General features: G+C 42.4%; 17 protein-coding genes. 11 read left to right on the top strand and 6 right to left on the bottom strand.

Annotated elements, in window-relative coordinates; all coding sequences use genetic code 11:
- Positions 1-5: 5 nt before the first annotated feature.
- From KQP93_RS01275 to KQP93_RS01260, 4 genes are all read left to right on the top strand, one after another.
- Positions 6-746, top strand: a complete 741-nt coding sequence (locus tag KQP93_RS01275) for a 2,3,4,5-tetrahydropyridine-2,6-dicarboxylate N-succinyltransferase (protein WP_217875549.1) — start codon at positions 6-8, stop codon at positions 744-746.
- Positions 746-1951 (top strand): PLP-dependent decarboxylase, encoded by a 1206-nt coding sequence (locus KQP93_RS01270; RefSeq protein ID WP_217875548.1) that lies wholly within the window; start codon positions 746-748, stop codon positions 1949-1951. Before KQP93_RS01275 ends, KQP93_RS01270 begins: the two co-directional genes overlap by 1 nt.
- A 5-nt stretch (positions 1952-1956) precedes the next feature.
- Positions 1957-3075, top strand: coding sequence for a succinylglutamate desuccinylase/aspartoacylase family protein (locus KQP93_RS01265; RefSeq protein ID WP_217875547.1), 1119 nt, complete (start codon positions 1957-1959; stop codon positions 3073-3075).
- A gap of 186 nt (positions 3076-3261) precedes the next feature.
- Positions 3262-4299 (top strand): phospholipase A, encoded by a 1038-nt coding sequence (locus tag KQP93_RS01260; RefSeq protein WP_217875546.1) that lies wholly within the window; start codon positions 3262-3264, stop codon positions 4297-4299.
- A 62-nt stretch (positions 4300-4361) separates the two neighbouring features.
- Here the strand turns inward: KQP93_RS01260 and KQP93_RS01255 are convergent, their stop codons facing one another.
- On the bottom strand, positions 4362-5255 hold the full coding sequence (locus KQP93_RS01255; protein ID WP_054563461.1) for a bifunctional GNAT family N-acetyltransferase/hotdog fold thioesterase: 894 nt from the start codon (positions 5253-5255) through the stop codon (positions 4362-4364).
- Between the two features lie 227 nt (positions 5256-5482).
- On the opposite strand from KQP93_RS01255, the gene KQP93_RS01250 reads away from it, so the two are divergent.
- Positions 5483-6172: a spermidine synthase gene (locus tag KQP93_RS01250; protein ID WP_217875545.1), complete on the top strand. Its 690-nt coding sequence runs from the start codon at positions 5483-5485 to the stop codon at positions 6170-6172.
- Between the two features lie 7 nt (positions 6173-6179).
- Here KQP93_RS01250 and dtd read toward each other — a convergent pair whose 3' ends face one another.
- From dtd to KQP93_RS01235, 3 genes are read right to left on the bottom strand one after another with little or no spacing between them, the layout of a single operon-like run.
- Positions 6180-6617, bottom strand: coding sequence for a D-aminoacyl-tRNA deacylase (gene dtd / locus KQP93_RS01245; RefSeq protein ID WP_130167197.1), 438 nt, complete (start codon positions 6615-6617; stop codon positions 6180-6182).
- A complete protein-coding gene (locus KQP93_RS01240; RefSeq protein ID WP_217875544.1) occupies positions 6605-7558 on the bottom strand; it encodes an alpha/beta fold hydrolase in 954 nt (317 codons plus the stop codon). Before KQP93_RS01240 ends, dtd begins: the two co-directional genes overlap by 13 nt.
- A 25-nt stretch (positions 7559-7583) precedes the next feature.
- On the bottom strand, positions 7584-8456 hold the full coding sequence (locus KQP93_RS01235) for a virulence factor BrkB family protein (RefSeq protein WP_054563457.1): 873 nt from the start codon (positions 8454-8456) through the stop codon (positions 7584-7586).
- 86 nt (positions 8457-8542) lie between these two features.
- Between KQP93_RS01235 and KQP93_RS01230 the strand changes: the two genes are divergently transcribed.
- Positions 8543-9199 (top strand): DUF2959 domain-containing protein, encoded by a 657-nt coding sequence (locus KQP93_RS01230; protein WP_054563456.1) that lies wholly within the window; start codon positions 8543-8545, stop codon positions 9197-9199.
- A 133-nt stretch (positions 9200-9332) separates the two neighbouring features.
- A complete protein-coding gene (locus KQP93_RS01225; RefSeq protein WP_217875543.1) occupies positions 9333-10424 on the top strand; it encodes an MBL fold metallo-hydrolase in 1092 nt (363 codons plus the stop codon).
- Between the two features lie 15 nt (positions 10425-10439).
- Here the strand turns inward: KQP93_RS01225 and KQP93_RS01220 are convergent, their stop codons facing one another.
- Positions 10440-10865 (bottom strand): BLUF domain-containing protein, encoded by a 426-nt coding sequence (locus KQP93_RS01220; RefSeq protein WP_217875542.1) that lies wholly within the window; start codon positions 10863-10865, stop codon positions 10440-10442.
- 201 nt (positions 10866-11066) lie between these two features.
- Positions 11067-12890: a translational GTPase TypA gene (gene typA / locus KQP93_RS01215; RefSeq protein WP_138556663.1), complete on the bottom strand. Its 1824-nt coding sequence runs from the start codon at positions 12888-12890 to the stop codon at positions 11067-11069.
- A 508-nt stretch (positions 12891-13398) separates the two neighbouring features.
- Between typA and glnA the strand changes: the two genes are divergently transcribed.
- The 4 genes from glnA to ntrC all read left to right on the top strand — a co-directional run bounded on the left by glnA (position 13399) and on the right by ntrC (position 18015).
- On the top strand, positions 13399-14805 hold the full coding sequence (gene glnA, locus KQP93_RS01210; RefSeq protein ID WP_062566669.1) for a glutamate--ammonia ligase: 1407 nt from the start codon (positions 13399-13401) through the stop codon (positions 14803-14805).
- 133 nt (positions 14806-14938) lie between these two features.
- Positions 14939-15460: a DUF4124 domain-containing protein gene (locus KQP93_RS01205; RefSeq protein WP_254907701.1), complete on the top strand. Its 522-nt coding sequence runs from the start codon at positions 14939-14941 to the stop codon at positions 15458-15460.
- An 80-nt stretch (positions 15461-15540) separates the two neighbouring features.
- Positions 15541-16611, top strand: coding sequence for a nitrogen regulation protein NR(II) (glnL, locus tag KQP93_RS01200; protein ID WP_217875540.1), 1071 nt, complete (start codon positions 15541-15543; stop codon positions 16609-16611).
- Between the two features lie 18 nt (positions 16612-16629).
- Complete coding sequence (ntrC, locus tag KQP93_RS01195) at positions 16630-18015, top strand: nitrogen regulation protein NR(I) (protein ID WP_054563447.1); 1386 nt, start codon at positions 16630-16632, stop codon at positions 18013-18015.
- The last annotated feature ends 19 nt before the right edge of the window (positions 18016-18034 follow it).

Here is an 18034-nt window from a genome sequence, read left to right as displayed (position 1 = left end):
TTATCATGAGCTGGTTAGAATTATTAAACAACTTAGAATCAGGCGCAGTTCGCGCAGCAACACAAGACGAGAGCGGCAACTGGCACGCCAATGTTGAAGTTAAACAAGGCATTTTAGAAGCCTTTAAAAATGGCACAAATACTGAATTCCCTGGTGGTTTTGTTGATAAGCACAACTTAGCACCACAAGGCTTTGCAGCCGATGCAGGCGTGCGTATGGTACCCGGTGGTAGTAGTGTTCGCCGTGGTGCACACGTTGCTAAAGGCACCATTATCATGCCACCTGCATATGTGAATATTGGCGCGTTCATCGACGAAGGTACGATGGTCGACAGCCACGCATTAGTGGGGTCGTGCGCACAAGTGGGTAAAAATGTTCACCTAAGTGCTGCAGTACAATTAGGTGGCGTACTTGAGCCAATTGGTGCCAGCCCTGTAGTTATTGAAGACGATGCATTCATCGGCGCTGGCTGCGTTATTGTTGAAGGTGTGGTTGTGAAAAAAGGCGCTGTACTTGCGCCAGGTGTTCGTTTATCTGCAACTATTCCTGTCTACGATTGCGTTAACGAACGCCAGCTAGACAAAGGTGAAGCCATCCCAGAAAACGCGATTGTGATCCCAGGCTCTCGACCTGCTTCAAATGCATGGGCTCGTGAACAAGGTCTTAGCATGTCTTGTGCACTGATCGTGAAATACCGTGATGAACAAAGCGATGCATCATTACTGTTAGAAGAGGTTTTACGTTAATGAGCTTTTTGAGCACGCCCATCAAGCAAGCAGTTGAACAAGTATCAACGCATCTTGATACGCCATTTTTTATCTATGATTTAGATAAATTAACTGCACATTTAAATCAACTGACTGCGCAAACCGATGTGAAACTTTGGTATGCCGTTAAGGCCAACCCACTGTCTCGCATTATTCAATGTTTAGACAGCGCAGGGTTTAATTTTGATGTTGCAAGTAAAGGTGAACTTGAGCAAGTACTTGCTCAAGGCATCGATAGCGAGCGCGTGCTCAACACAGGGCCTGCAAAGAGTCCTAAACAAATTTCACATTTCATTGCTCGCGGCGTACGTACTTTTGTGGCCGAGAGCATTAACCAAGTTCGCTGGTTAAACGAACAAGCAACAAAAGCAAATTGTCAGCTGCAAGTTCTATTGCGTGTACAACTTCGTTGGCCAGACAGCGAAAAGAACCCTCTCGGCGGCGATAGCCTCACTCCTTTTGGTTTAGGCTGTGATGAGTGGCAAGTACTCACTACAAGTGATTACCCTGCTCTTAGCTTTGATGGTCTGCATATTTTCCAATGGGGCAATATGCTGAGCACTGACAAACTCGCCGAGCTATGGCGCGCGATGATTGATCCATTACAACAGCTAGCAAGCTCATTAAATATTAACCTTAATATTCTCGATTTAGGAGGTGGCTTAGGCATTCCTTATACTCAAGATGCTAACCGACTTGATTGGTCTGCACTTATCGAGACACTCGCGAGCATTAAAGCGGATGCTGGTGTCAAAGAGCTTTGGATGGAACTTGGCCGCTATGCGGTGGGCGAATGCGGGCATTACGCAACACCGGTTGTTGAGCGCAAAGAGAATTACAATCAACAACAGGTGATTTTATCAGGCGGCATTAACCATTTACTTCGCCCTGCTGTAACAAGCCAAGATTTCCCTGCGGCCTTACTTCGCGAATCGACGGCTGAGCCTGCGGCAATGACTTTATACGGCCCACTTTGCACCGCCCTTGATTGCTTAGGTGAGCATCACTTAGCAAGCGATTTAAATGAGCAAGACTGGTTGCTATTCAGCCAATGTGGTGCATACGGCTTTACCGAAAGTATGCCGTACTTTTTATGCCACGAATTAGCGGCTGAATATATCCTTGAACAAGGCAATATTGAGTGCATTCGTAGCGCTGAAGATGCCAGCTATTATTTAAGGTAATCGCCATGAGTAAAGAATTAATCAGCCAAGAGAATATTGTGGTTGGCGAGATTGCCAACGGCCTACCACTGACAATCCCAGTGTATCGCTTAAAAGGCAATGGCACAGGCCCTAACGTGTATATACAAGCCAATATGCACGGCGCTGAAGTACAAGGTAATGCAGTAATTTATCAATTGCTTGAGCAGCTAAAATCACTCAAGCTGCGTGGCGATATTACCCTAGTGCCTTATGCTAATCCTATTGGTTGCAACCAAAAATCAGGTGAGTTTACTTTAGGTCGCTTCGATCCAATTACTGGCACCAACTGGAACCGCATGTACCGCTTTAATAAAGCGTTACCATCACAAGTTGCTGAACAGCATAAAGACAGTGATGATGCGACCCTTAAAGCTGCATTTAAACAGGCACTCGTTGCTGACATCGACAGTCAATTAACGGGCCCTGATTACAGCTTAACAACGGGTAAACGTATTGCGCTTAACTTGCAAACGCTTGCCCATCAGGCTGATATTGTTTTAGACCTTCACACAGGGCCTATCTCAAGTAAGCACTTATATTGCCCTGAATACGCCAAAGATAGCGCCAGCTACTTCAACATCGAACATGTGTTATTGATCCCAAGTGATTTTGATGGCGCGATGGATGAAGCGAGTTTCTGCCCATGGTGGTCACTATCTGAAGAGCTTGGCAAACAAGGCCGTGAATTCGCTGTTCAAGTAGAAGCATTCACTGTTGAGCTAGGTAGCCAAGAAAAAATCGATTTAAGTGCGGCTCTTGAAGATGCAAATAGCATTTTAAGTTACCTCAATCACAAAGAAGTATTAGTTGATGCTGCGTATCAACCAAAAGCGATGACACGTTATGCCTGCATGCTTGAAGATTATATAGCTTACTACGCACCTATGGGTGGCATGGTTGAATATCTTGCCCCACTAGGCGGCCATATTAAAGCTGGCGAGCCCATTGCCCATATTTTAAGAATGGAGCGCTACCTTTCTGAGCAGCCTCTACAAACATTAAGTTTTGATAAAGACGCCATTGCTATTTTACATTTTGCTTCAGCAAGCGTGAATCAAGGTACTGAACTTTATAAGTTTTTTACCAACGTATTTGAGCTATAAGCTCATCCCTTCTCATTGCGTGAGAGTCGACGGCTTATGCCCTTAGGCCGTTACAGCAGGGCTCCAAGCTTAGCTTGGGGCTCTCTTTTTACCTAAAATTTCAACAATTCAGTACAAGTTCACGGTTACTTATGTAAAAATCGTTATAATTATACCTACTTACAAGTCTACTGAAAGGGAACCGCAATGGGATGGCGCATTTGGCTGGCAGCCGCTGGCTTATTTTCTGTACCTGTATTTGCTCAAACTGAACAACCACAAACTAACGAACAAGATGACGCGCTAGAACTCGTAAAGCAGTGTATTTTGAACGAAGCGATTGGCGGTGACGGTAAACAAACACTCGAAGAACTTCGCAAAAAATGCTCTGACTTAGACGAGAGTAAAAAACTTACCGCTTTAGACAAACGTAAAGCCCGTGAAGAAGTAAGCAAGAAAAACCGCAATGTGATCACCCCACATAAGCGTAACTACATATTACCGCTTTCATACGTATCTAACCCGAATGAACGTCCTTTTGATGGTTTAAAAGATCTTGCTGAAGAAGTCGATGGCGAGCCACTTGATAACCTTGAAGTGAAATATCAACTTTCAATTAAAGTGCCTATCTTCGAAGGCTTTTCAGATAAAGATCAGGGCGTATTCTTTGCGTTTACCATGCAATCGTATTGGCAGTTTTATAACAAAGATATTTCATCACCGTTTCGTGAAACAAACTATGAACCAGAGATATTCTGGGTAAACTACCTTGATCCTGAGCATGTGCTTTGGGGCGATGAAATGGCAATTGCAATTGGTGCCTCACATCAATCGAATGGCCGCAGCCAACCTAATTCACGTTCGTGGAACCGTATCTATGCCGATTTCCTATGGGAAAAAGATGGCTTTGTATTTAGCTTTAAGCCTTGGTACCGCATTCCTGAAGATAAAAAAGACGATGAATTAGAAGCGCGTGGCGATGATAACCCTGATATCTACAAATACATGGGTTACTTTGAGTTCTCGGGTGCATACCGCTACAACGAGCATGAATTTAGCTTTATGACCCGTAATAACTTAAATTCAGATAACCGCGGTGCAATCCAATTAGATTGGTCTTTCCCTCTTTGGGGCCGATTACGTGGCTACGCACAATATTTTAATGGTTATGGTGAGAGCTTGATTGATTACAACGCCGATATTGAACGTTTTGGTGTAGGTATTCTGTTAACTGACTTGCTTTAACTGCTAAGTTAACTGACTTGCTTTAGAAGAGCGAGCTTTAGTTAGCTCGCTCTGAATAGTCGTTATTTTTTAACGATGAAGTGACCTTCGAATTCTGCCACTAACACATCACCGTCGTATACATTTACCGGCACATGGTAGCTTGCTTTGCCACTGTCTTCTAAATCAGCTAATTTGCCTTTACAGCCAGCCAGCTCAACACTACCACGAGGGTCGTTATTCAGTGGTTTAAGGTATTTAATGTTAGCATCAGCTAACACGATATTTCCTTCAAGGCCTGCTTCTTTAAGCGCTAGATAAGTTGCGCCCCACCCTGTTAAGGTTGCTAAGCTATAAATCGAACCCGCAAACATAGTGTTATGAAGGTTTAAGTTCGCATCTAAATCAGCGCGGGTAGTAAACTGCCAATCGGTATAGCTTTCAACTTTAATGCCCATCGCATCACTGATAGGGATCGACTCACGCCACGTGTTTTGCAGTACTTGTGTCCAGTTTGGATGACGGAACCAACCCGGCTCAGATGGTTTTTGTTTTACCATTTTCCAATGCTGTACATCGTCATAGGCAAGGTGTGCTTTTTCTTTTAATTCGTAGCCATGACGCTTATAGAAATCAAGGGCTCGCTCACGAGCAAACAATACCAGCTCGTCGGCATCTTGAGTCCATGCGATTTTTTCTAATTCATGTAATAAACGGCTACCAATATGCTGGTTACGATTACCTTCAGCGACCGCCATATAACGAACTTGCGCTTGCTGATGATTATTAAAATGCAGGCGGGCTACACCTAATACTTCGCCGTCATTATTTTTGATAAAGCGGTGCTCTGCGTCTTGCTCTAAGTCATCTTGCTCAGAACCACGCGGCTCGCCCCAGGGTGCTCTTAAAACCTGCCAACGTAATGAATAATACGCTTGCCAATCTTCACTGCTTTGTGGGGTGGTCACTTTAAACATAAAAACTCCTGTGATAATTCAGCCACTGCATGTTGTTTTTCTGTCGTGGCCTTTGGAATGCGAATTACGATACGCGATCTTCTAACAAGTTGGAATAATACTTTGGTGACCCAGCCTAAATTATTATTCTTAGCTGTAAAAACTAATGCACAATTGCACTTTAAGCCTGCTGGTCTATGCTGAAATAATTGTCTAAATATTATAATAACAAGCTAAAGGCTCGAAATATGGAACATTTTTTTGAACCCAGTGGCGCAGTAAAACATAGTTTTATTGAGGACTGCCACCGATTAGGGCAACTCATCTATTGGCATAAACAAGGCAATTACAGTATTCAAGTTAGGCAACTTAACCAATTACGCTGGTTACTGATCAACGAAACCCTGCAATCGGTCATTGAAAAACGCCGCCCTGCCAGGTTGCTTTTCCCTCATTTACAGTATCTTGCAAAGCTTTGGCAAGACTTAGAGGAACCTAAAAAGATTTTAGAATTAGGGCTAGGTGGCGGTGCTATTCGTAATTACTTACAGCACACCTACCCTGATAGCCAACTGACATCGGTTGATAAAAACCCCGACATAATTCACTGCTATAAACGCTATTTTGGTGGCGACCATGCCAATAACCTACACTGTTTTGATGCTCAACAGGTGTTAGAGCAAAACAACGAATACAATTGGATTATCCTAGATTTATTCAGTGAGGTAGATGCGCCATTATTTTTATACAAGCACCAGTTTTACACCAAACTAAGAGCAGCGATGGCAAAAGATGGCTTGTTATTCATTAATTTTTTATCTAATCACCCATCGCAGCTAAAACAACTTGAGCATCTGCTAATTACCGAGTTTGGCAAGCGCCCAAGCATTGTAAAAATCCCCGACTACGTGAATCACATCGTGATGATCAAAAAGTAGCTGTCTGTTAAACAGATAAATTAAAAGTAACGGGACCATCGTTACATAGGCTTACTTGCATATCAGCACCAAATTGCCCTGTAGCCACTGTTAAGCCCGCTTTTTTAGCCTCAGCAATAAAATACTCATAGAGCGTATTGGCTTGCTCTGGCGTGCCAGCACTTGAAAAGCTCGGACGCATACCCTTTTTAGTGTCGGCTGCTAACGTAAACTGCGATACCACTAAAAGCTCACCTTTGATATCATTCAAACTTAAATTCATCTTTCCTTGTTCATCGGTAAAAATGCGGTAATTGCTGACTTTGTGTAAAAGTTTCTGAGCGCTTTGCTCGGTATCCTGTTTTTCAACACCTAATAGCAGCAAAATACCTTGTGAAATTTCACCAACTACTTCGCCTGCCACTTCTACTTTCGCCTGTTTTACTCTTTGAATTAAGCCTTGCATTGATCCCTCGATAACTTGATATACATTAAATCTGCGGCACGTCGCATTGCCGCCAAATATACCTGATTATCGCTGCTGTGCCCAATACCATCTAAAATCAATAATTGTGCATTTAACTGTTCAGCAAGCTGCTGTACGGCACTATATCGACAGATCAAATCGGCGCGGCCATGAATAAACCAAATCGGTAAATGAGTCAGGAGATGTGCATTTTCTGCGATAAAACCTTCGTCAATAAAACAGTGATTACGAAAATAATGCACCATTAATCTTGCTTGATTTAACCCGACATGGGGCTCCTGTAAACTCCAGCTTGTCAAAGGCTCACCATGGCATAATATCTGCTCCCAATGACACCATAACTTGGCAAATTTACTAGCTTTAATTTGATCGTCACTGTTTAGCTGTTGCTGATAAAAATCGAGTAAGGCATGCCAATCAGAGTAATCATTTGCAAATTCATTAAAGCACTCAGGGTAAAAATGCGCGCCAGCTCCTTTTGCTGTGTAAAGCCACTCGAAGTCACTGTTACAAGCTAAAAAGCTAGCCCGTAAAATAAGCCCTGCAACATGCTCTTGGTGATGAATAGCATAGACAAGTGCCAAAGTGGCACCCCATGACTCACCACACACCAGCCACTTTTCAATACCCAGTTGCTGGCGTAAATACTCGAGATCGGCAACTAATTCTGAGGTGGTATTGGTTGAACTATCATGGGGTGTTGAGTGACCGCAACCGCGCTGACTGAACATAATCACCCGAAAACGTTCTAAATCGAAAAAGCGGCAATTTTCAGGGCATAGACCCGCACCAGGCCCGCCATGGCATAACACCACAGCAACCCCTGTAGACGCACCATATTCTTGCACATGGATTTGATGACCATCGCCAACACTTAAGTGATAATCACGGTTGGCAACATATTGTGGATGTAACTGCACCTCGCTCTCCTTAGGTGCAGTGAATTTAAACCTCTATATCAGGCGTGTCCTCGATATTCTCAGGGCTGATACATACAGTAAATTCTGCACCGAGTAATACGACAATCCACGACAAATATACCCATACAAATAAAATAGGGATTGTCGCCAACGCCCCATAAATAACTTCATATGATGGGAAGTGACTGATATACAGAGCAAAGCCTTTTTTTGTCAGCTCAAACAACATAGCTGCAAACAAAGCGCCTGGAATTGCCGCTCTAAATGGAACTCGTGTGTTAGGAACTAAAGTATAGAGCATAATGAAGCCAATCATTGAAATTATGTAAGGTAATAGTTTCAATAAAAAGCCGCTAAAGCCGGGGATGCCTTGATCAGCAAACGATACTAACGACACAATATATGAAGTAACACCAATACTAGCCCCTAATAACACAGGGCCTAGACTGAGCACCATCCAATAAACGGCAAACGAAATCATCATTGGGCGCTTTTTCTTAATACGCCAAATTCGATTTAATGTAGCATCGACATTGCGAATGAGTAACAAGGATACCGCCGCTAAAAAGCCCACACCCACGGCAGTCATTTTATTCGCATTACCGGCAAAAGCGCTGATATGCTCTTTAATTACATCTGTAGAGGTCGGCACAAGGTTAGTAAACAAGAAGTTTTCTATGGTCACTAACGTGCTTTCGAATCCTGGAAATGCAGAAAAAATAGCGACGCCAACCGCAACTAAAGGCACGATTGATAACAGAGTTACATAAGCCAAATAACCCGCATTAACAGTGATTTGATCGTCAATACAACGATTAAGATACTGCATCCACCAAGTAGGTTGTTGCTTTAAAAAAGTGCTTAATTGCAACTTATATCGACTGAGCTTCTCATCCATAGAATCTAATTTCTGCTAAAATGTTTTGATAATCATAGCAATCCACCACATAATTTGAAATGACAGGTACCTAAAAAGGATTCTCAATGAAAAAACTGACACTTTTAAGTGCACCACTATTTGCAGTAACAATGGCATTATCAGGCTGTCAGTCAGCTTACTACTCAGCCATGGAATCTGTAGGTGTGCATAAGCGCGACATTTTAGTAGACCGCGTAGAAGAAACTAAAGAAGCACAGCAAGAATCGCAAGAAGAGTTTCAATCAGCATTAGACAGATTAACTACGCTTATCAATTTTGATGGTGGTGAACTACAAGATGCCTATAATCAACTGAATGATGATTACGAATCGAGCTTGGCAGCAGCAAACGACGTAACAAGCAATATCAATAAAGTAGAAGATGTAGCTGAAGCGCTATTTGATGAATGGGCCGATGAGCTAGAGCAATACAAAAGCGCCTCTCTTAAACGTGAAAGCAGCAAAAAGCTCAATGCAACTAAGCGCCAATTTGATCAACTACTTCGCTCAATGCGCAGTGCAGAAAGCAAAATGGAACCCGTGTTATCGTCTTTACATGACAACGTTCTGTATTTAAAACACAACTTAAACGCACAAGCTGTAACTGCTATCAAAGGTGAGTTCACAAGCCTAAAACGCGATATAAAAGTGTTAATGGACGACATGAACAAATCAATTGAAGACTCTAATAAGTTCATTGAGCAAATGAATAAAGCGGGCTGATCAACTCAAGCTATTAGTAACGAAAGCCTACTTAAACGTAGGCTTTTTTGTGTAACCTCTTGTTACTTTTTAATGATTTACCTTAAATGTTATTTTGCTAAACTCACTGCAAAGAATAAAAAATAAGCATGGTATGCATTTAAAAACACTCTCAACGCTTATTGCAGCAGCACTTTTAAGTGCATGCAGTAATTCAAACACTGTTAATGTTATTGCCGGTGAAGGCACTATCACTCCGTTAAAAACCGAGGGTGAGTACGAAGGTCGCTACCACAATCTTTATCCGGGTGATAAAGAATACCCAACAACCTGCACTGACAATTGCTATGAAGCCTCAGAACTGCTTCAGTGCGACGACAGCAACTCAAAATGCCAATATCAAGCACAGCAAAATGTACCTGCAATCAACTCAGGGTTTACGGTGCGCTGGTTAGGTCATGCAGGGTTTTATATTCAGTCACCCAATGGTGAGCAGCTGTTGTTTGACCCTGTTAAAGATCAGTTTGATTCGCCTGTAGACTTTGCCTTTAAACTTGCTGGGGGCATTTATCGCAAACCTGGTTTTTGGCCATCACAAGCTGAACTTGATGGCTTAGATGCAGTAATATACTCACACATTCACTATGACCATTTTAACAAAGCCGATATTGAAGAAATTGGTAATAAACCACGCTATCTAGTGCCATTAGGGTTTGCAGATAACTTCCCGACGGGTGGCTTTAATATTTCAGAAATGGCGTGGTACGCAAGTACACAAATTAATGATTTAACAATTCATGCGCTGCCAGCTCACCATTTTAGCAGTCGTATTATGGTGCCTTTCATTTACGACGACCACAATAAAGATTTATGGAATGGTTGGTTACTTGAGCAAAATGGTAAAACTTTGTTTTTTGCTGGTGATACAGGTTACTCAAAACACTTTCAAGATATTAATCAAAAATACGGCGAGATTGATGTATGTTTAATGCCTATCGCTTCTTATTACCATGAAGAAAACGGTAACTGGTATCGCTATGTTCATACAACGCCAGAAGACAGCTTAAACGCCGCTGCGGAGCTAAGCTGTAAAGTGATGATCCCATGGGGTTATGGCAACTCAAGCTGGCAAATGGGTGACCATTCAAGCCACTCTGCATTATTAAGATTACTGCATATGCAAAAGCAGATGAACAGCCAAGTTCCTCTTTACATATTGAATGAAGGTGAGCAAGTGTCGCTGTAGTGACACTTGCAAGCCCTACATAGTATGTTTGAGCAATGAGTCCCGTAAGGCCAACATAAGTTTATGGGCGCTTCCTGCAGACATGGCTAATGGGTTAAATTCGCGGGTACCTGAATACTTTAAGTTTAATGGGGTTGTCATTTTTGAATTAGGAATGTAACCCATAGACCAATTTTCAAACTCTCTTTCATAAATTTCACAATAATTCAGCATGATGATATTGCGATGCCGTTTGTCATTAAGAATTCGATGATAAGTTTCATTAACTGCTTTTCGCGACCCCTCAAGACATTGCATAAAGTGGGAGCTATTAAAACAAAGTAGCCCAGTTACATTACATTCTGCATTATTCTGCTTAGCTTTCTCGAGAATATCTTCGATGTCATTAGGCCCAAACCCATCGCTAATTTCACTTGTGTAAATCAGTCTAACTAAATACATCTTACTCTCCTGCAAGGTAGGTTTAGAAAAGATAGTACAGATGGGGGAGTTAGTAAAAAGTTACGAGTTGCGTTTAGAAGTTTATATAAATTAAGTTGGGTTTCGCTTCGCTCTACCCAACCTACCTGGCTTACACTAAAACAAAAAACCGCCGTATTTTTCAATACGGCGGTTTTAATTTTGTAAAACTAAAAGACGTTATTAGTCTTTAGCTTGACGGCTCGCACGTTTACGCTCACTTTCAGTTAAGTGACGTTTACGAATACGGATGCTCTGAGGAGTAACTTCCACTAACTCATCATCATCGATGAATTCAATCGCTTGTTCAAGCGTATAGTTAAGTGGTGGTGTTAACGTTTGTGCTTCATCTGTACCAGATGCACGAACGTTTGTAAGTTGCTTACCTTTAAGCGCGTTTACTGTTAGGTCGTTGTCACGGCTGTGGATACCGATAACCATACCTTCGTAAACTTCAACACCGTGACCGATGAATAACTTACCACGGTCTTGTAAGTTGAATAATGCGTTAGTAAGTGCTTTACCAGTTGCGTTAGCAATCATTACACCATTCTTACGAGCACCGATAGTACCGCCTTTATGTGGACCGTAGTGATCGAATGTGTGGTAAAGAAGACCAGAACCAGACGTTAATGTCATGAATTCAGTTTGGAAACCAATTAAGCCACGGCTTGGGATCATAAAGTCCATACGTACACGGCCTTTACCATCTGGAGACATGTCTGTTAGTTCACCCTTACGAAGACCAATTTGTTCCATGATAGAACCTTGGTGCTCTTCTTGACAGTCGATTGTAAGTGTTTCGTATGGCTCTTCTTTTTGACCATCAACTTCACGAAGGATTACTTGTGGACGAGATACAGCAAGCTCGTAACCTTCACGACGCATGTTCTCGATTAAGATACCTAAGTGTAACTCACCACGACCAGAAACACGGAAGCTATCTGGGTTGTCAGTTTCTTCAACACGTAATGCTACGTTGTGTACAAGCTCAGCTTGTAAACGCTCAAGGATGTTACGTGAAGTTACGAATTTACCTTCTTTACCAGCAAACGGTGATGTATTTACAGAGAACGTCATTGTTACTGTAGGCTCATCAACGCTTAGCGGTGGTAATGCTTCAACGGTATTTACATCACAGATAGTGTCTGAGATTTTCAGCTCACCAAGACCTGTGATTGCAATGATGTCACCTGCGCCTGCAGATTCTGCTTCATGACGCTCAAGACCTAAGTAGCTCATTACTTGGCCAACTTTACCGTTACGCTTAGTACCATCTGCACTAACAATTGTTACTTGTTGGTTAGGACGAACAGTACCACGCTTGATACGACCTACACCGATAACACCGATGTATGAGTTGTAGTCAAGCTGAGAAATTTGCATTTGGAAAGCACCTTCAGGATCTGCATCCGGTGGAGATACTTCGTCAACGATCATCTGGAACATTGGTTCCATGTTATCTGATGGCTCGTCTAAATCCATTGTTGCCCAGCCGTTGATAGCTGATGCATAGATTACTTTAAAGTCTAACTGTTCATCAGTTGCACCTAAGTTATCGAATAAGTCGAAAACTTGGTCCATAACCCAGTCAGGACGTGCGCCTGGTTTGTCGATTTTGTTGATAACAACAATCGGCGTTAAACCTTGTGCGAATGCTTTTTGCGTTACGAAACGCGTTTGCGGCATTGGACCTTCTTGAGCATCAACAAGTAGTAATACTGAGTCAGCCATCGAAAGTACGCGTTCTACTTCACCACCGAAGTCGGCGTGTCCTGGGGTGTCTACGATATTGATATGGTAGTCGTTCCAAGAGATAGCTGTGTTTTTAGCTAAAATGGTAATACCACGCTCTTTCTCAATGTCGTTTGAGTCCATTACGCGCTCTTCGTTACCGCCGCGCGTTTCTAATGTGCCTGATTGCTCAAGCAGTTTATCAACCAAAGTTGTTTTACCGTGGTCAACGTGGGCGATAATCGCTATATTTCTTAACTTTTCGATGCTCATATTTTTTCTCAGAGAAATTGAATCTCATTGATCCTGCAAGATCTACGCACTCACCTGCGTTTTCACCAGATGTCCCAGCATAGGATTTAAAAGGGCGCATATTATCCCTTAATAATGGCATGGATGAAAGTTTATCCAATATAAATTTATAAACTTTCTTCAGGCTTTTTATAAGTATCTGTTTTATAAATGACAAATTTATGAAAAATAAAGTGAATCTTAGCTCAAAACTGGCGAAATTTTCGTTTTTGATCCATATTTTGGCACTAAATCGTGTTCATAACAGAAAAATTGGCACGCTCAATAATTGTGCAAAACAAGGTCGCACTTTTTACGCACCAGAATGATCTTTTTACGCACCAATTTAGTGCAATGAAAGTTAACAAAACAAAGCCCTGTTTACTTTTTATAAGTCTAAACAAGGTGTTAAAAAAATGGCACGAAACCAGCTTATATAAGCGAAAAGCAATAATGCAGCAAAAAATAAAACCCAACAATTGGAGGACACATGTCACAATCGGTTTTAGATTTTATCAAAGAAAATGACGTTAAGTTCATTGATTTACGCTTTACTGATACCAAAGGTAAAGAACAGCATGTTTCTATTCCTCATCATCAAATTGATGAAGATTTTTTCGAAGATGGCAAAATGTTTGATGGCTCTTCAATTGCTGGCTGGAAAGGTATCAACGAATCAGACATGGTACTTATGCCTGTTCCTGAGTCTGCGAAAATGGACCCGTTTTCTGAAGAAGCTACACTAATCGTACGTTGTGACGTAGTTGAGCCTTCAACACTTCAAGGTTACGAGCGTGATCCACGTTCTGTAGCAAAACGCGCTGAAGAGTACATGCGCTCTACTGGTATTGCTGACACTGTATTATTCGGTCCAGAGCCAGAGTTCTTCCTTTTTGATGACGTTAAGTACAAATCAGACATGTCTGGTTCTATGTACAAAATCGATTCTGTAGAAGCTGCTTGGAACTCAGATAAAGACTACGAAGGTGGCAACATGGGTCACCGTCCAGGTGTTAAAGGCGGTTACTTCCCGTGTTCACCTGTTGATTCATCACATGACTGGCGTTCAGCGACTTGTTTAGTTCTTGAAGAACTAGGTCAAGTAGTAGAAGCTCACCACCACGAAGTAGCAACTGCAGGTCAAAATGAGATCGCAACTCGCTTCAATACAATGGTATTAAAAGCTGACGAAATCCAAGAGATGAAATATGTTATCCATAACATGGCTCACCTTTACGGAAAAACAGCGACATTCATGCCTAAGCCAATCGTAGGTGATAACGGTTCTGGTATGCACTGTCACCAATCTCTAGGTAAAGATGGCGTAAACATCTTCGCTGGTGACAAATACGCGGGTCTATCTGAAGAAGCACTTTACTACATCGGTGGTATCATCAAGCACGCTAAAGCAATCAACGCATTCGCTAACGCGTCAACTAACTCATACAAGCGTCTAGTTCCAGGCTTCGAAGCACCAGTTATGCTTGCATACTCTGCACGTAACCGTTCTGCTTCAATCCGTATCCCAGTGGTACCGTCTGCAAAAGCACGTCGTATCGAAGTACGTTTCCCTGATCCAACAGCTAACCCATACTTAGCATTCTCTGCAATGCTTATGGCTGGCCTTGACGGTATCAAAAACAAGATCCACCCTGGCGATGCAATGGACAAAGACTTATACGATCTACCTGCTGAAGAAGCAGCTGAGATCCCACAAGTTGCATCTTCTTTATCTGAAGCACTAGCATCATTAGACGCTGACCGTGAGTTCTTAACTCAAGGTGGCGTATTCACTGATGACCTAATCGATGCATACATCGCGCTTAAAGGTCAAGAAGTTGAAAAACTTAACATGACAACTCACCCAGTTGAGTTCGAAATGTACTACAGCGTGTAACATACGCTGTATCAGAATTATCTGAAAGATAATAAATGTGTGTTCTCAAGCCCGCTCTGCGGGCTTTTTTAATGGTAATTGAGCGGGTTCTACTCTACAGTTTTATTTAGATTAAAAAATGCAGGGTTGCAGGGTGAAAAGCACAACTTTATTGGTACTATCGCTGATTTTTATAAGCTTTTTTAGCTATAGCGCAGCGCAGAAAGTGTATTCTTGGAAAGATAAAAACGGCGTTTTAGTATTTTCTGATACACCGCGCCCTGGCGCTACCGAAGTAAAGATGAATACCCAAAACCTGACCATGCCAGCTACCGACACCAGCATACTTGATAGCGCACCAAGTGCGACACCTGTCAAATTTAAAGTCAGTATTGCTTCTCCTGCTAATGAAGCGACCGTGCGAGAAAATACCGGTTCAGTGTATGTCACTGCTCGAATTAGCCCACGCTTTGAAAACGGATTTAAAGTACAACTTTTATTTGATGGTTCTGCCCATGGTGCACCAAGTAATAGCACGACCTTTGCACTAAGAGAGGTCGAACGTGGAAAACACACATTACAAGCAAAACTTTATGATGCTAATAATAAACTCGTTTCGGTTAGCCCAATCAGTACGTTTTTTATGCATAGAGCTTCTGTGATTAGTGGAAACTAATATTTCAACATAACGGTCTCGCAACGCAAAAAGAATGTGCTAAGCTGCATCAAATCGAAACGCACTAAAATGGTGCAACCATGCTCAGTGATACACATTTTAATTCTGAATTACTCGAAAGTATTTGGAAAAATTTAAGTACTGCCGTCATTTTACTCGACCACGATTTTAAACTGGTATATGCAAACGATAGCGCTAGTGAGCTTTTAGGTTTAGGGCCTAAGCGCATTATCAACCAACCGTTCGATAACCTATTTAATTACCACTCGATAGACTTAAAACGCATTGCTCAGTATTCTTTATTCGATGGTGTTGATTGCCACCAGCATAGAGCTGACGTGGTGTTCGTCGATTCTCGCCATGCCAAGCTAACCATTAGCACGCGCCGAATAGGCAGCCATGATGAAAATTATATTTTGTTTGAATGCCGCCAAATGGATGATGAAATTCGCCACGATCAAGCCTCGAATCAAATGCATCAATATCAAGCAGCACGTAACCTAATTCGCGGTTTGGCACACGAAATTAAAAATCCTTTAGGTGGAATTCGCGGAGCGGCGCAATTATTGCAATATGAAGTTGATCAGCAAGAACGAGATCAATGTGCCGAATTAATCATTGAACAAGCAGACCGTTTACGCGAGCTTGTAGACCGCTTACTTGGTCCGAATCAATTGCCACATAAATCCTATGGCAACATTCACCAAGCGTTAGAGTCAGTGATTAAACTGAGCATGTTAGATAACAATGCCAATATCACTTTAGTGAAAGACTATGATCCAAGTATACCGAGTGTGTACATTGACCAAAGTAAAATTCAACAAGTGGTACTGAACATTATTCGTAATGCACAACAGGCACTGGTTGATGGTGGCGAGATAAGAATAAAAACCCGCATCAATCATCAACACAGGCGCCCAGGTAAGGCGCCGAAAAAAACCTTGCTGATCCAAATATCGGATAACGGCCCAGGTATAGACAAGAGCTTACGTGAAACCTTGTTCTACCCAATGATCACCAACAAAGAAAATGGATCAGGGCTTGGTTTATCGATAGCGCAAACCTTGGTTGACCAACATGATGGCCACATTGATTGTGACAGTTGGCCAGGCCATACAGAATTTAATATCTATTTGCCTTTTACGGATTAATGGTTTTTTGGAGTAGTCATGAAAACAGTCTGGTTAGTTGACGATGATGCCTCAATTCGCTTTGTACTAGAGAAAGCGTTGGCACGTGCAGGATTTGAAACTGAAAGCTATGCGAACGCACAAGATGTGCTTAATGCATTAAAGTTTAGCCAGCCAACGGTATTAGTATCTGATGTACGAATGCCGGGTATGGACGGCATGGCGTTACTTGAGACTATTGCCGATCAAAACCCTGGTCTGCCAGTGATCATCATGACCGCACACTCAGACTTAGATTCGGCAGTAAATGCCTTCCAAAAAGGGGCATTTGAGTACCTCGCCAAACCGTTCGATTTAGACGAAGCTGTCGCGCTGGTCGAAAGCGCATGCCGTGCTAACTCAACGAAAAAAACTAAACGTAAGCAAGCACCACAAACCAATGCGCACATCATAGGCGAAGCGCCTGCTATGCAAGAGGTGTTTAGGGCAATTGGTAAATTATCAGCATCAAGTATGAGCGTGCTGATTAATGGTGAGTCGGGAACAGGTAAAGAGCTAGTTGCAAGCGCCCTACATAACCACAGCCCTCGTAAAGAAAACCAATTTATAGCTTTGAATATGGCTGCCATTCCAAAGGAATTGGTCGAGTCAGAATTATTCGGTCACGAAAAAGGCGCATTCACTGGAGCCGACAGTATTCGTAAAGGCCGTTTTGAACAAGCGAATGGCGGCACCTTATTTTTAGATGAAATAGGTGATATGCCGCTCGATGTACAAACGCGTTTATTACGCGTGTTAGCCGATGGTGAGTTTTACCGTGTGGGCGGCCATCAAAGTATTAAAGTTGATGTACGTATTATTGCTGCAACGCACCAAAACCTCGAAGACTTGGTAAAACAAGGTAAGTTTCGTGACGACTTATTTCATCGCTTAAACGTGGTACGTTTACGCTTGCCTGCTTTACGTGAGCGCACCGAGGATATTGAACGACTTGCACAACACTTTTTACATAAAAGCGCCAAAGAGCTGCAGGTTGAAAGTAAGATCTTAAGCCCTAAAGCGACAGAGCAACTGCGCTTGTTTAACTGGCCAGGTAACGTGCGCCAATTAGAAAACACCTGCCGCTGGTTAACGGTTATGGCACCGGGTGAGCTGATCAGCGAACAAGATTTACCACCAGAGATTGTTGCTGTCACACCGACTGAGCAAGAAGGTGATTGGCTGGATGCATTTCAACAATGGCTTAACCTTGAACTTAAACAAGGCAAAGAAAATATTTGGCCTGCCATTCAAGCACAGCTCGAAACTCGTTTGATTAAAACTGCTCTTGCCAACTGTGCTGGCCACAAGCAAGAAGCCGCAGTGAAGATTGGCTGGGGCCGCAATACATTGACCCGCAAGCTAAAAGAGCGCAATATTAGCTAATTTCGCACTATACCGATGT

Origin of the sequence: Pseudoalteromonas shioyasakiensis (genome assembly GCF_019134595.1) — a bacterium.
Taxonomy (GTDB): domain Bacteria; phylum Pseudomonadota; class Gammaproteobacteria; order Enterobacterales; family Alteromonadaceae; genus Pseudoalteromonas; species Pseudoalteromonas shioyasakiensis_A.
The sequence above is the reverse complement of the archived record's forward strand: the minus strand, read 5'-3'. Positions and strand labels throughout refer to the sequence as shown.

Bases quoted from the DNA above. Each gene is read 5' to 3' on its own strand.
- KQP93_RS01275 (WP_217875549.1), top strand. From the start codon at position 6: ATGAGCTGGTTAGAATTATTAAACAACTTAGAATCAGGCGCAGTTCGC.
- KQP93_RS01270 (WP_217875548.1), top strand. From the start codon at position 746: ATGAGCTTTTTGAGCACGCCCATCAAGCAAGCAGTTGAACAAGTATCA.
- KQP93_RS01265 (WP_217875547.1), top strand. From the start codon at position 1,957: ATGAGTAAAGAATTAATCAGCCAAGAGAATATTGTGGTTGGCGAGATT.
- KQP93_RS01260 (WP_217875546.1), top strand. From the start codon at position 3,262: ATGGGATGGCGCATTTGGCTGGCAGCCGCTGGCTTATTTTCTGTACCT.
- KQP93_RS01255 (WP_054563461.1), bottom strand. From the start codon at position 5,255: ATGTTTAAAGTGACCACCCCACAAAGCAGTGAAGATTGGCAAGCGTAT.
- KQP93_RS01250 (WP_217875545.1), top strand. From the start codon at position 5,483: ATGGAACATTTTTTTGAACCCAGTGGCGCAGTAAAACATAGTTTTATT.
- dtd (WP_130167197.1), bottom strand. From the start codon at position 6,617: ATGCAAGGCTTAATTCAAAGAGTAAAACAGGCGAAAGTAGAAGTGGCA.
- KQP93_RS01235 (WP_054563457.1), bottom strand. From the start codon at position 8,456: ATGGATGAGAAGCTCAGTCGATATAAGTTGCAATTAAGCACTTTTTTA.
- KQP93_RS01230 (WP_054563456.1), top strand. From the start codon at position 8,543: ATGAAAAAACTGACACTTTTAAGTGCACCACTATTTGCAGTAACAATG.
- KQP93_RS01225 (WP_217875543.1), top strand. From the start codon at position 9,333: ATGCATTTAAAAACACTCTCAACGCTTATTGCAGCAGCACTTTTAAGT.
- KQP93_RS01220 (WP_217875542.1), bottom strand. From the start codon at position 10,865: ATGTATTTAGTTAGACTGATTTACACAAGTGAAATTAGCGATGGGTTT.
- typA (WP_138556663.1), bottom strand. From the start codon at position 12,890: ATGAGCATCGAAAAGTTAAGAAATATAGCGATTATCGCCCACGTTGAC.
- glnA (WP_062566669.1), top strand. From the start codon at position 13,399: ATGTCACAATCGGTTTTAGATTTTATCAAAGAAAATGACGTTAAGTTC.
- glnL (WP_217875540.1), top strand. From the start codon at position 15,541: ATGCTCAGTGATACACATTTTAATTCTGAATTACTCGAAAGTATTTGG.
- ntrC (WP_054563447.1), top strand. From the start codon at position 16,630: ATGAAAACAGTCTGGTTAGTTGACGATGATGCCTCAATTCGCTTTGTA.